The sequence below is a fragment of the bacterium genome (assembly GCA_040757115.1).
GTDB lineage: Bacteria > UBA9089 > CG2-30-40-21 > CG2-30-40-21 > SBAY01 > JBFLXS01.
The window spans coordinates 22,307-35,524 of sequence record JBFLYA010000011.1 but is presented as its reverse complement, the minus strand read 5'-3'; the positions used below and the strand labels follow the sequence as shown (position 1 = coordinate 35,524).

Sequence of the window (13,218 nt, the reverse complement as noted above, 5' to 3'; positions counted from 1 at the left end):
TCGTGGTGAATAGTTACTCATATTGTTTGGAATTTTGAATTTTGGTCATTGGAATTTATTTGTATTTTGGAATTTGTGATTTGGAATTTTGCCACTTACTCCGCTCTCCTGCAATCTCTAATCTCCCATTCATAGTTTATCCTTACTTACCTCATCTTGTTACCCAACTTGTGGGTAAGGATTAGATCCCCGCCAGCGGGGGACAACGGCCAATCAATCACTTGAATGGCGACAGAGCACTAGGTGTCTAGGTTACATAGACTACCAGATACTTAGACACATTTTTATTCGTCCAATTCGTGAAATTCGTGGTATATTTTATACTTTCCTATATAATCAAGGAGAAATTTTTTATTTTAAACTAACTCAATTCCAAAAGTCTTGCAAACTTCAGCCATATCCCTTTCTTTTTGTAATGTAACAAATACCTTTTTTGCTTGAGGGATGTTAAATTGCTTTTTTGCTATCTCTGCCTTGTCATTAAATCTTTCTACATCATCAGCTTCAGCATAGGATTTTATCTCAAAAACCAGGGCATAAGAATTATGGACATAGAGGTCTATTTCATAGCTTTTTCCCTTTCTTCCCATAATCCCTTCTTCATCTGTTATCTTCTTTCTCATCATAAGATACTCTGGCTTCAGGTCAGGTGTTTTTAAAACACATCTTAATGTTCCTGCAATTGTATCTTCCAAATTCCTACCAGCCCTCCTTTGAAGGCCTCCAACAACTACACCTACCCAATCGCTCTGGTCTTCAAGTTTTCTATCCATTACATCAAATCTTCTGTCTATCTGTTCAAATCTTTTGTCTATCTGTTCAAATCTTTTGTCTATCTGTTCAAATCTTTTATTTGTTTCCTCTCTGTGTTCCTCAAAGCGTCTGTTGATTTCCTCAAATCGCTTGTTTGTTTCCTCCCTGTGTTCCTCAAAGCGCCTTTCCATTGCCTCAAATCGCTTGTTTGTTTCCTCCCTGTGTTCCTCAAAGCGTCTGTTGATTTCCTCAAATCGCCTGTTTGTTTCTTCCCTTTGCTCTTCAAACCTCTTATTCATCTGTTCAATAATCAGCTTGAGATCAACCTTTGTGGCAAAAGTTTCAGATAGGATGGCATAGAGAGAGCCTCTTAATTGCTCATCCCTCTTTAGAAGGATAGGCAAAACCCGTAAGATATGTCTTTCTTCCTCTTTTATCAATGAAATAGGCATTTTTATCTCCTTAAAATAATTATATCTTCTTTAATTGTTTTTGTCAACAAAAAAATTTGCCCTTTCAGAAATCCTCGGTGAAAAATTAGATAGAGACTCATTATTCCTTATTTTCCTCTCAAAATCTTTACGAAAAATATTTTTTTCTATCTCTCCTAAACATAGGTGAATTCAGTCTCTAAAAATTCATCGAGAATTGCTGTTGCCCTTTTTACCAAATTAGGGTTTTTGACCCCTTCCACCATCCCTGGCTCAATGGTTAAGCAGGGTGTGCCAGGTCCTTGTCCCTGGACATAGACATTGCGTAACCGTTCAGGCTATATATCAAAAGTGTAAGAAAGGGGATAAGGAGATAAGAGTGATATGGAGATAAGATAATAGAAATAGATTGAAATTTATAGAAATAGGTAGAAATTGATTGTGGAAAACAACAAATTTCCATAAATTTCTATTAATTTCTATTAATTTCAATTTTTTTAATAATATCTCCCTATCTCCTTAATCTCCACATCTCCTTTTGTTACACCACCTGAACGCTTACAAAATCCTTGACAAATTCATTTGGGAATTATATAATTTATGATATGAATAAAAAAGAGGTATCTCTTGTCTATGCTAATCGGCTTATAAATAGTGGTTGTGTTGTGCTGGTAACCTCTATTTCAAAAGAGGGAAAACCCAATATTCTGACTGTTGCCTGGCAAATGCCAGTTAGTCATCAGCCTCCATTATGTACAATAAGTGTGGCTAAAAGCCATTTTTCCCACCAACTGATAGAATCCACACGGGAATTTATCATCAATATTCCGGATATTTCCCTTTTAAATCAAGTCAAATTCTGTGGAACTACCTCAGGTAAAAACATAGATAAGTTTAAAGAAAGTGGACTTACTGCTCTGCCAGCTAGAATAGTTAAACCACCATTAATCAAAGAGTGTCCTGGGCATTTAGAATGTGAGGTTTTAGAGATGTATCCCGCTGGTGACCATACTATCTTTATTGGGAAAATTGTTAGTGCCTGTGCCAATGAAGACCTTTTTGACGGTGCATTCTGGAGAATAGAAAAAACAAATTTTATCTATCATTTTGGTGGAACATCGTTTGCAACGAATACTAATGCTATCTGAATAATGTCTCTTCCACTAAATCACAGATAATATGGCCGATGGTGATATGTGCTTCCTGAATTCGTGGGGTATTGTTTGAAGGAACAATTAGACAAAGATTAGCAATTTGTCGCAGTTTTCCACCATCTCTGCCTGATAATCCAATAGTTTTTGCCCCTATTTCATTAGCCTTTTCAATACCTAAGAGCACATTTGGCGAAGTACCACTTGTAGTAATACCAATGACAATATCACCCTGTTGAGCTAACGCTTCTACCTGTCGTCTAAAGATTTCGTCGAAATTATAATCATTTCCAATTGCGGTTAGGATGGATGTATCTGTTGTCAGGGCAATAGCCGGTAATGCCTTTCTTTCCTTTTTAAATCTACCCACTAACTCGCCAGCAATATGTTGGGCATCTGCGGCACTACCACCATTTCCCATCAAAAGCACCTTACCACCTTTTTGATACGCCTCGATGATGAGTTGAGCGGCAACAACAATTTGTTTTGTATCTAACTTTAATTTTATCTTTGCACTTTCATTTAATTGGGCTAAAACTTTTTCTTCCATTATTTTTCATCCATTTTTTTGTTCACTTGTTCTTTTACTAATTGCTGGAGGTTAGTAAAAGATTTAAGATTTGAAGAGCCTTCAACTGCCTTTTCCGCAATATCCTGAACCTTTTGATATGCCTTTTCAAGGGAATTTGAGAGTTTTGTAATCTGTTCTTCTTGTGTTTTTACTGTTTTCTCAAGAGATTCAATTCGCGTGAGAAGAACATTCTTTTCACCTTCAAATCCTTTCTTCAACAATTCTTCTTTATTCTTTGCATCTAACTGGATTTTTTCAGTAGTTTCTTTAACAACTTTACTTATGGCTGTTTCCATTTCTTTGGGAAAAGCACTAACCTTCTTTCGCAATTCGTCTAATTCCTTCTCACCCTCTACAATTATCTTTTCTCGTTCAGCCAGTTCCTTTTCGAGCTGTTCTTTTTTAATTTGACTTTCTTTTTCCAGTTTTATCTTTTCATCTTCAAATTTATCCTTTGTTATCTGTTGCTCTCGTTTAAAGGCATACTCATACTCCTCTTTTTCCTGCTTTTGTCTTTTTGCCTCTTTATCTTGTTGTTCTTTGATTTGTGCCTCATAGAGTTTCTTCTCTTCTTCCCATTTCCGCCGAGTTTGTTGGATTTCCTGGTCTAACTCCTCTCTTTTACCGACTATTTCAGCTTCAAATTCCTTTCTTTTTTGATGTTGGGCTTCTATCAAAGCGGCTAATGTTGCCGATGCCCGCTCTATTCCATATATATCCTCTAATTCTTTCTCTTTGATTTCGATAGCCTTCTTAATTCCAGTGTATTTATTGACTTCCTTCTCCATATTATCTGAAACTTGTGTCAACATCTTGCCTATCTCTAATTTCAGATTAATTAGCTGGGTTACAATTCCTTCCGCAGACAGAGCATCTGCTGATTCTACTACCTCTTTTTTCTTTTTCTCCTCAGTTTTCTCTTCTGGTTTTAGTTCAGTTTTACTTTTCTCTTCGAGTTGTTTAAGAAGTGATTGGTATGCATCGAGTATTTCCTGCTTGGTGCTTGTTATAGAAACTTTTTCTGATTGTGTTTTTTTCTCTGCCATAATATCCTCCTTTTTCCCCTTCAGGTTATGTTAAAAATTATATCAGTAAATTGGGTTTGTGTCAATAAAAATTATCAACACTACAAAAAAATACTTTACATATCATTTGTTTTGTGATAAAATTTTACTATCCGTTTATTGGTATATTTCATTGGCTCAAGTCAGAGGAGAGAAGTCTGTCCCCTGACTTCTGCCTATTAAAAAAGGAGATGACCCCGAAGGTAGTCCTTGAGATTTTAAAAAAGTGATTGAGATAAAGGAATTAAATTTGTTTATGAAAGTTTTTTTCGCATTTTTATTCATTAGCTCCTGTGTTTTTGCTCAAGAACCAGAAATAACAGTTAAGGTAGATAAACCAATTATTACTATTGGTGACCCGATTAAATATACATTAGTTATTGAAAAAGATAATAATGTTCAGATTACACCTCCAGAAATAAAGCCGGGTAATTTTGAGATTCTGAATTATAAAGAATTAAAACCTCAAAAAACAAGGAATAAAATACTTATTCAGTATGAATATATTATTACTACATATCAAACAGGTAAATTCAAGATACCGGCAGTAATCATTGAATACATACTGCCCAATAAAGAAAAGAGGAAAATACATTCCCAAGAGATAAAAATAGAAGTAAAATCAGTTCTACCCCAAAACGCTAAAGATATTAAAGATATAAAACCACCCGTAGAAATTAAGGCAGATTTAACTAAATGGATATGGATATTAATCATTATATTTTTAATTTTACTGATAAGCGTTATCGGATTAATCTATTGGAATAAAAGAAAGAAACCTCCATTGGAACAGGAGGTAGAAGTTATTAGACCGCCACACGAAATTGCCTATGAACAACTTAATAAAATTAGAACATCTAATCTTCTAACTCAGGGTTTGGTAAAGGAATATTACATTCAAATTTCAGATGTTATTAGACAATATATCGAAAGAAGATATAAAATTAATGCCTTAGAGTTGACTACTCAAGAACTGATTGAGAAAATGAAAATAAACCTGATAGGACAGGATTATGTCAATTTAGTGAACAACTTTTTAAAGGAATGTGATTTAGTAAAATTCGCTAAATATATCCCACATAAGGAAGAGATAAATACGGTTATTGAGCGAGCTAAAGGGATAATCGACTTCTCAGTTGAAAGTGCTGATTTCACAAAGGAATTACAAGAAAAACGATGAAAACCAAAAAGACAAATATTTTATTTTGGGCTGTCTTAATAAATTTGATAACCTTACCTGTTTTTGGAGAGGATGTTTTAACTAAATTTGACGCCCTTAATTCATTTATTGCCTGTAAAGTTGATATTGAACCCTTAAAAATAAAATCTATTAATGGTTATGATATAGTAGAGGTTCGGGAATGTCATGAGTCTGCTGAGATTGGCAGACCCAAATTACCGGTGCGCAGCTTTTTTGTGCTTTTACCACCAGAGGCAGTGGTTAAAGATGTAACGATTACCTCTATGGTACAGATAGAATTAAAGGGTGAATACAACATCTGTCCTGTTTCCCCACCCATTCCTATATCTAATGGCTCAAAAACTACGCACCCGCAATACCTATCTTTAGATTTTTATCCCGAAAATATCATCAAACTTAATTCTATTCAGAAGTTACGAGGTTACAATCTTGCCTGCCTTTCTGTTTTTGGCGCCAGCTACAATCCTGAAACTAAACAATTATTCTGGAATAAACAAATAAATTTCAATCTGAATCTTACATCATCTGAAACAAAGGCTATGAGTCCTACCTTTAGAGGATTTAGAGAAGATAGGGAGTTAGTAAATAAATTAGTCGTCAATTCTCATCTGGTAAATACTTATGCATCTGAGAAAAGACAAATCCCATTAGTTACTTATGAGTATGTAATTATCACTGATGGAAATTTAGTATCTGCTTTTGAATCATTATGTAACTCAAAACCAATGACCACTAAAATTGTTACTACATCCTGGATATACACTAACTATCCAGGTGTAGATAATCAAGAAAAGATTAAGGCTTTTATTAAAAATTACTATGAAAATTATGGAACCTGTTATGTCCTTTTGGGCGGGGATACAGATGTTATTCCATATCGCGGGGTATATGCCAAAGTGCCAAACGTTCCACATTTTGGAGATGTGATAGACTGCCAGATCCCCTGTGACCTTTACTATACCTGCTTTGATAAGGATTGGGACTGGGATACAGATGGAGATAAAGTTTATGGGGAATTAAACGAAGATAATATCGATTTGATGCCAGAGGTTTCCATTGGAAGGGCTCCGGTAAGTAATTTATCAGAAGCTATTAATTTTGTTAATAAAGTAATTACTTTTGAAAAATCATCAGACGACTATTTCTATAAGGAGCTTTTAATCGCCTATAAACTTGAGAATAATTGTGATGCAAAGGAAATTATGGAAGAGATTGCAAAGGAGACACCAGGAACATATACTATCTTTAGAGAATATCAAACTCAAGGTGGTGTGGATAACGATAGAATAACTACCTATATCAATTCTGGCGTAGGACTAATTGTCCATGCTAATCATGCTCACTGGTATACTGCCCCTCCTTTTGAAATTGGTAGCCATATAGATGTCAGAATCTTAAGTAATGGCTCTAAAACCTTTATCTTTAACACTATTGGCTGTATTGCTGGAGATTTCAGTGGAACATTTGAAAATCCCAATGGAAGTGATTGTATTGGTGAGGAGATGATTTTAAATCCAGATGGTGGTGCAGTAGCATTTGTTGGCAATTCAAGATATGGTTGGTTTGATGAATATAATGTCAAAAAATATAGCGGCGAATATCAGATAGAGTTTTTTAAAAAATTTTTTAATGGAGGATATTCCTGTATTGGCGAGACTTTTGGTAGAAGTAAAATGGAGTTTATCAATCAGTGTGCTGAGCATAATCCTTACCGCTGGATAATGTTCTGCCTTAATTTATTAGGCGACCCGGCTATGAAAATAGGTGTGGTAAAAGAGATTTTTTGTATTGACCAGACTATTGATAATGTCATTGATAAACCAGGGGAGATAGTTGATTTGATAATTACACTCAAAAATTTAAAGGATGGAACAATAACAGGAGTAACAGGCACATTATCTACTACTGACCCGTATATCACTATTATTAGCGGAACCGCCACTTTTGGTAATATACCCTATAGAGGCACTTCTAATAACTCCAGTAATCCTTATAAAATAATGGTTAATTCAAATTGTCCTCCTATTCATAAGGTTAGTTTTTCTATAGAAATAAGTGATGATGGGGGGTATGAATATGTGGATAACTTTGATGTAAATATAAATCTAAAAGTAGAAACACTTGATAAGGTTATCCATTATCCTAATCCTTGCTATCCTGATGAAGGTGATGTGCTTAAGATTGGCAATATACCACTGAATTCTAACCCAAAAGTCTATATTTATAATTTAGCAGGTGAATTAATTCGGACATTAGATGAAGAAGGGACTGAAATTCAAAAATATCCTGGTTCAGAGGTAGTCTACTGGGATGCTAAGAATGATTCAAATAAAGATGTTGCCTTTGGAGTTTATATCTACATACTTAAATGTGATGCAGGAACTAAAAAGGGCAAGATAGCCATTATTAGATAGGAGAATAAAGTGAAGAGGATTTTAATTATAATCGGGGTGTTAATCTTATTTTCAAATACAGCATTTGCATTAAATTCAGGTGAAACTTGTGCCTCTTTCCTTAAAATTGCAGTAGGTCCAGGGGCTGTGGGAATGGGTGAGGCATTTACTGCAATTGCGGATGATGTTACGGCTATTTACTGGAATCCTGCTGGCTTATCTCAAATCAATACCCGCCAGTTTATCTTTATTCATAATCTCTGGTTTGAAGAAATAAATCATGATTTTATAGGACTGACTGTGCCTCTAAAAGAGAAACAAACTATCGGTCTTGGCGTGATAGGATTGTTCATAGACGATATAGAACGCAGAAGAAATGAGTATGATTTAGTGCCAATAGGGACTTTTGGGGCAAAAGATATAGCGGTTATTATCTCATGGGCTCATAAAGATGTTGGGATAAGTCTTAAATTAATCTCTCAAGAAATAGATGCTAAAAAGGGCACGGGCGTGGTATTTGACCTCGGTTATTTATATCCATTACGAGAAAATATTAAAATGGGTCTAACTTTACAAAATTGGAATGAAATGAAAAAAATGAAGATTTACAAAAAAGAGTTTGATTACCCTACACTGTTGCGAGGTGGAATTTCATACCAAAAAGATAGTTTATTATTAGCCATAGACTTTTATAAACCCTTTGACAGCAAACCATCTGTTCATTTTGGATTAGCAAAAGGGTATGGAAGACTTTTTTTGAGAACTGGCTATAGATATAAATTGAAACAGATTGATAATGAACCACTTTCGGGTATAACCGTAGGGTTAGGCTATAAGTTTAAGGAGTCTTATCAATTAGATTATGGCTATGTGCCTTATCAAGATTTAGGTTCAAGTCACCGATTGTCGATAATGATAAGGTATTGATAAAAAAGGAGAAAAAATCAATGAAAAAAATTAGTATCATCGGGGCAGGCAATGTCGGCGCAACAACTGCCCTTTTAGTGGCTCAAAAAGAATTGATTGATGAGATAATTTTAGTGGATGTAGTTGAAGGATTAGCCGAAGGAAAGGCACTTGATATCGCTCAATTATCCCCAATAGAAGGATTTGAGACTAAAATCATTGGCACATCTGATTATTCTCAAATGGCAAATTCAAATTTAGTAGTTGTTACCGCCGGGCTTGCCCGTAAACCCGGTATGGATAGGTTAGATTTGCTTTATAAAAATGCCCAGATTATTAAAGAAATAACCTTAAATATAGTCAAATATGCCCCTGATTCTATCATCATTATGGTGACTAATCCGGTAGATGTGATGACCTATCATGCCTTTAAGGTATCCGGGCTTAGTCCTCAAAGGGTGCTTGGTCAGGCGGGGATATTGGATACTGCCAGATTTTGCTACTTTATCTCACAAGAATTAAAAATCTCTCCTAAAAATATATCTTCAATAATTTTAGGTGGACATGGGGACTCAATGATGCCATTACCTCGATGGACGCTGGTAAATAAGATACCAATTACAGAATTAATGGATGAAAAAACATTAGATAGATTAATTGAACGAACGCGAAAAGGAGGCGGTGAGATAGTAACATTGCTTAAAACAGGTAGTGCCTTTTATGCCCCAGCCGCCTCGACAGTTCAAATGGTGGAGAGTATCATTAAAGATACAAAACAAATTTTACCCTGTTCTGTATATTTACAAGGAGAATATGGAGTTTCAGATATTTATATTGGAGTGCCTGCAAGATTAGGTGCAAATGGGGTAGAAGAGATAATTGAACTTGAATTAAATGAGGATGAATTAACGAATTTCCAGACTTCCGCTAAAATTTATAAACAGGGCATTGCCGAGCTTTATGGGTAATATAGTGGTTATTAATCAAATTAGTAACTATTCAGCCACTGGTTGACACGGATTAGCACGGATAAATAGCAGAGGACAGAAGGCAGAGGGCAGAAGGCAGAGAGCAGAGGGCAGAGGACAACAGGAGAAAAACCCTTAAGCCTGATTACGGACACGGAAAACGGACACGGATTACGAATTTTCGTAACCGTTCAGGTAATCCTTTACCGCAGAGACGCAGAGAAACAGAGAGGAAAATATCTTTTTTTCGTATTTTTCTCGCATTTTTCGCTGTTTAAAAAGGCTTAAAAACAGTTAGTCAAAAGTAAGTATTAAAAGATTAATAAACAACGAAAGACCCGAAATGCACACAAAAAAAGGAAATTTCTTGTCTCTGGTGAATAGATTTTAATTTTTTCTCTGCGTCTCTGCGTCTCTGCGGTGAACGGTTACGAATTTTCCGTGTTTCATCTGTGTCCATCCGTGGCTGAATAGTTACGATGTGGGTAAGTTTCAAAAAAAATACTTGACAAAGGTGTTCAAATGTAGTATTTTATAATAGGATGAGGATAACTCCTCCACAATTCTTATGGCGAGATAATTACACAGTTCTGTATGGGGGAAGGGATGAATATTATTAGTAAAGGGAAAAGCCCATTTTATCCAGGGCAACCTGTCCCGATAGAATTCTTTATTGGTAGAATAAATGAAATTCAACGAATTACCAGGTCAATAAAGCAAGTTGAATTGGGAAAGCCACAGGCAATTTTTCTAACAGGTGAATATGGAATTGGTAAAAGTTCCCTGGCTGGTTTTATGAAATATTGTGCAGAAAAGGATAACCAAATTTTGGGCATTCATGTATTGCTTGGTAATGTAGAAACAGTGGAAGGTGTGGCTATTAAAACGGTTGAAACAACAATTAAAACGCAAGTTTATAGACCTACCATTACTGATAAAATTCGAGATTTTCTGGCAAAATACATAGGTCAACAAGAACTCTTTGGATTTAGTGTAAACCTTGAGCAGTTAAAAACTGATGGGCCAAATATCTCACAGGGTTTTTTACCCTTCTTGCGTGAGTTGTTGAATCGAGTTAAAGATAATGGTATTAAAGGGATAATGTTAATTCTTGATGAAATTAACGGAATTACCAAAAATAAACAATTTGCTCATTTCATTAAAACATTGGTCGATGAGAACGCTCTTTGCACGGACAAAGTTCCTTTAATGTTAATACTTTGTGGAGTTGAAGAGAGAAGAAGAGAGATGATTCAACATCATCAACCCGTTGAACGAATTTTTGAGATAGTTGAGCTTAAGCCAATGGACAATAATGAAATAAAAGTGTTTTTTAACAAAACATTTAATTCTGTGGATATGCAGGTTACAGATGAAGCAATGTCCCTTCTATCCCATTATTCAGCTGGATTTCCCAAAATTATGCATCTTATAGGTGAGACTATTTTCTGGATAGACAAGGATAATGTTGTTGACAAAGACGATGTGAGAAATGGAATTCTTGTAGCCGCAGAAGATACGGGCAAGAAATTTGTTGACCAACAAGTCTACAAGGCGTTGCGTAGCAGAGAGTATCATTCAATTTTATCAAAACTTAGTAAGGAAGACTTTGATTTATCTTTCCAAAAAGGTAATATTGAAAAAGGGCTTTCTGATGTAGAAAAGAAAAAATTTGATAACTTTCTCCAACGAATGAAAAGACTTAATGTCTTAAAATCTGGATATGAACGAGGAGAATATATATTTAATAATCGTTTAGTCAGACTCTATCTATTGCTTAATTCCTTTAGAGAAAAGCAATAATGGGAAAAGGATAATTGTGCCGTTGTGGCTAAATAATTATGAATTATGAGAGGAGTGTAAAAAAAAATGACTGGAATTGAATTGATAATGATGATATTGACCTTAATAGGTGTAATCATTGCCGTGAGTTTCTCCATTTTATCTTATAGAAGAAAGGAAAACATTACTATTGAAGGATTAGGGAATATTACCAAAACGATTGATGGGGTAAAAACAGACCTGCATCGCACCATTCATATGCTTTCTTTGTCTCTGGAGCAATTAGAATTAAGAGAACAAACAGCCTCTCAACAATTAACCGAGATTAATGAGGTATTAAAAGCGACTAAAGGGATGAAAAGCGTGGGAGAAATTATCCTGGATACCTTAATTAGTGATAAATTGCCACGCGATGTCTATAAAAAAGACTATGAATTATCAGACGGGACAAAGGTTGATGGTGCAATTGCGTTAGAGAATGAAATTATTCCGATTGATACAAAATTTCCGATTGAAACCTACCGCAAATTAGTTAGAGCTACGCAAAAAGATGAGAAGGAACTACGCCGAAAATTAGAAAAAGAGGTTAAAAGTCAAATTGACACCGTGGCTAAGTATGTGACATTAGAGAATATTGAATTTGTCTTACTTTACATCCCTTCAGAAAATGCTTACTATGAAATATTGACTCAAACAGAACTATGTGAATATGCTCAAACAAGGATGGTGCATCTGACCTCACCTCGAACCTTCCATTATTTTCTCGGATTAGTTTTATTTGGTATAAAAGATAGGAAAATCAAAAGAGACCTACGACTGATGGTTGATATTTTAAATACACTTAAACAGAATGTAGTGGAGATGGGGACAATTATCGGTAATTTAGACCGTGAATTAAGCACTGTTGTCACCTCTGGGGCTAAACTTCTTAAAAACTATGAAGAGGTAAATAGAAATCTTGCCCAAATTAGCGAAAAGATTATGGAAGGGATTAAAGAAGTATAGTGCGCGGTCACTACGCAATTGAATATAGTGTCATTGCTCACCGTTTGAAATCGGTAATCAAGATTACCGATTACCTGAACTCTGCCTCATTGACCATTTTTATGGCAGAAACTTTAGGTGGGCATTCATTAGCACAAATACCACAGCCTTTACAATGGTCGTAGTCAATTCCTATCATCTTCTCATTTTCTACTAAAATAGAAGAATCCGGGCAATAAATCCAGCAAGTCAAACAACTAATACATTTTTCACTATCCCAGATGGGTCTTAAACTCCGCCAATCGCCAGTGATGTATTTAGTTGCTGTGCCGCCTTCTAATATTAAGCCTCCAATAGGTAAATCCATCCATCCTTCTTTTTCTTTCATTCGCCTTTCACCTCCTGATATGCTCGTTGGATTGATTTAATATTACCTTCAATCACCTCTGGTTTAGATTTGAATTTTTTCTCCAATTTTTTGCGTGTATCTTGAAGCATTCGGTCAAAGTCTATTAAATTAGTTACCTTAATTAACGCACCAAGCATGGGTGTATTAGGAATTTCCTTGCCCAGTTCTTGTTTAGAGATAGTTGACGCATCTACCGTAAACAGTTTTCCTTTAAAATCTGGTAAATTTTGACGCATTATGTTAGGGGGTTGATTTGTGTTAATCAGAAGCATTCCGTTTTCTTTTAATCCTTGTGTCACCTTTGCTGTTTCAATCAATGTTGGGTCAAGCACCACCACCACAGACGGGGAATCAATCCCACAGTGAAGTGTAATTGGTTCATTACTAAGGCGGTTAAATGCCTGAACAGGCGCACCCATTCGCTCGGGACCATATTCCGGGAATGCCTGAACATACTTACCTTCACCCGCACCTGCATCTGCAAATAGAATTGCCGCAGTTTTGGCTCCTTGTCCACCGCGACCGTGCCAGCGAATCTCAAAAAGTTCACTCATGCCTTTTTACCTCCTTTCATCTGGTAATTGGTAACTGGTGAATGGTAATTA

Annotated in this window: 13 protein-coding genes; 7 read left to right on the top strand and 6 right to left on the bottom strand. The window is 35.6% G+C overall.

What is annotated here, in order from left to right; genetic code table 11:
- Positions 1–356 precede the first annotated feature (356 nt).
- A complete protein-coding gene (locus AB1422_01775) occupies positions 357–1,205 on the bottom strand; it encodes a hypothetical protein (GenBank protein ID MEW6618076.1) in 849 nt (282 codons plus the stop codon).
- A 259-nt stretch (positions 1,206–1,464) separates the two neighbouring features.
- A complete protein-coding gene (locus AB1422_01770) occupies positions 1,465–1,647 on the bottom strand; it encodes a hypothetical protein (protein MEW6618075.1) in 183 nt (60 codons plus the stop codon).
- Positions 1,648–1,789: 142 nt separating this feature from the next.
- On the opposite strand from AB1422_01770, the gene AB1422_01765 reads away from it, so the two are divergent.
- Entirely contained in the window at positions 1,790–2,332 is a 543-nt protein-coding gene (locus tag AB1422_01765) for a flavin reductase family protein (GenBank protein MEW6618074.1), read from the top strand.
- On the opposite strand, the gene gmhA is transcribed toward AB1422_01765, so the two are convergent.
- Positions 2,325–2,885 (bottom strand): D-sedoheptulose 7-phosphate isomerase, encoded by a 561-nt coding sequence (gene gmhA, locus AB1422_01760; protein ID MEW6618073.1) that lies wholly within the window; start codon positions 2,883–2,885, stop codon positions 2,325–2,327. The two genes, AB1422_01765 and gmhA, sit on opposite strands and share 8 nt — an antisense overlap.
- Positions 2,885–3,952 (bottom strand): hypothetical protein, encoded by a 1,068-nt coding sequence (locus AB1422_01755; GenBank protein MEW6618072.1) that lies wholly within the window; start codon positions 3,950–3,952, stop codon positions 2,885–2,887. The genes gmhA and AB1422_01755 overlap by 1 nt, the downstream gene beginning before the upstream one ends.
- 274 nt (positions 3,953–4,226) lie before the next feature.
- Here AB1422_01755 and AB1422_01750 point away from each other — a divergent pair, with 274 nt between their 5' ends.
- From AB1422_01750 to rmuC, 6 genes are all read left to right on the top strand, one after another.
- Entirely contained in the window at positions 4,227–5,150 is a 924-nt protein-coding gene (locus AB1422_01750) for a BatD family protein (GenBank protein MEW6618071.1), read from the top strand.
- Entirely contained in the window at positions 5,147–7,585 is a 2,439-nt protein-coding gene (locus AB1422_01745; protein ID MEW6618070.1) for a C25 family cysteine peptidase, read from the top strand. The genes AB1422_01750 and AB1422_01745 overlap by 4 nt, the downstream gene beginning before the upstream one ends.
- A 9-nt stretch (positions 7,586–7,594) precedes the next feature.
- Positions 7,595–8,491: a PorV/PorQ family protein gene (locus tag AB1422_01740; GenBank protein ID MEW6618069.1), complete on the top strand. Its 897-nt coding sequence runs from the start codon at positions 7,595–7,597 to the stop codon at positions 8,489–8,491.
- 20 nt (positions 8,492–8,511) lie between these two features.
- Complete coding sequence (mdh, locus tag AB1422_01735; protein MEW6618068.1) at positions 8,512–9,438, top strand: malate dehydrogenase; 927 nt, start codon at positions 8,512–8,514, stop codon at positions 9,436–9,438.
- 606 nt (positions 9,439–10,044) lie between these two features.
- On the top strand, positions 10,045–11,241 hold the full coding sequence (locus AB1422_01730; GenBank protein ID MEW6618067.1) for an ATP-binding protein: 1,197 nt from the start codon (positions 10,045–10,047) through the stop codon (positions 11,239–11,241).
- A gap of 66 nt (positions 11,242–11,307) precedes the next feature.
- A complete protein-coding gene (gene rmuC / locus AB1422_01725; GenBank protein ID MEW6618066.1) occupies positions 11,308–12,225 on the top strand; it encodes a DNA recombination protein RmuC in 918 nt (305 codons plus the stop codon).
- Between the two features lie 70 nt (positions 12,226–12,295).
- On the opposite strand, the gene AB1422_01720 is transcribed toward rmuC, so the two are convergent.
- Both AB1422_01720 and AB1422_01715 read right to left on the bottom strand, forming a co-directional pair.
- Positions 12,296–12,592 carry a 4Fe-4S binding protein gene (locus AB1422_01720; GenBank protein MEW6618065.1) on the bottom strand — a complete coding sequence of 99 codons (297 nt, stop codon included), beginning with the start codon at positions 12,590–12,592 and terminating at the stop codon, positions 12,296–12,298.
- Positions 12,589–13,167, bottom strand: a complete 579-nt coding sequence (locus AB1422_01715) for a 2-oxoacid:acceptor oxidoreductase family protein (protein ID MEW6618064.1) — start codon at positions 13,165–13,167, stop codon at positions 12,589–12,591. Before AB1422_01715 ends, AB1422_01720 begins: the two co-directional genes overlap by 4 nt.
- Positions 13,168–13,218 lie beyond the last annotated feature (51 nt).

What these genes read in the sequence shown, in the direction of transcription:
- AB1422_01775 (MEW6618076.1), bottom strand. Translation starts at nt 1,205, where the DNA reads ATGCCTATTTCATTGATAAAAGAGGAAGAAAGACATATCTTACGGGTT.
- AB1422_01730 (MEW6618067.1), top strand. Translation starts at nt 10,045, where the DNA reads ATGAATATTATTAGTAAAGGGAAAAGCCCATTTTATCCAGGGCAACCT.
- rmuC (MEW6618066.1), top strand. Translation starts at nt 11,308, where the DNA reads ATGACTGGAATTGAATTGATAATGATGATATTGACCTTAATAGGTGTA.
- AB1422_01755 (MEW6618072.1), bottom strand. Translation starts at nt 3,952, where the DNA reads ATGGCAGAGAAAAAAACACAATCAGAAAAAGTTTCTATAACAAGCACC.
- AB1422_01765 (MEW6618074.1), top strand. Translation starts at nt 1,790, where the DNA reads ATGAATAAAAAAGAGGTATCTCTTGTCTATGCTAATCGGCTTATAAAT.
- AB1422_01770 (MEW6618075.1), bottom strand. Translation starts at nt 1,647, where the DNA reads ATGGAAATTTGTTGTTTTCCACAATCAATTTCTACCTATTTCTATAAA.
- mdh (MEW6618068.1), top strand. Translation starts at nt 8,512, where the DNA reads ATGAAAAAAATTAGTATCATCGGGGCAGGCAATGTCGGCGCAACAACT.
- AB1422_01715 (MEW6618064.1), bottom strand. Translation starts at nt 13,167, where the DNA reads ATGAGTGAACTTTTTGAGATTCGCTGGCACGGTCGCGGTGGACAAGGA.
- gmhA (MEW6618073.1), bottom strand. Translation starts at nt 2,885, where the DNA reads ATGGAAGAAAAAGTTTTAGCCCAATTAAATGAAAGTGCAAAGATAAAA.
- AB1422_01750 (MEW6618071.1), top strand. Translation starts at nt 4,227, where the DNA reads ATGAAAGTTTTTTTCGCATTTTTATTCATTAGCTCCTGTGTTTTTGCT.
- AB1422_01720 (MEW6618065.1), bottom strand. Translation starts at nt 12,592, where the DNA reads ATGAAAGAAAAAGAAGGATGGATGGATTTACCTATTGGAGGCTTAATA.
- AB1422_01745 (MEW6618070.1), top strand. Translation starts at nt 5,147, where the DNA reads ATGAAAACCAAAAAGACAAATATTTTATTTTGGGCTGTCTTAATAAAT.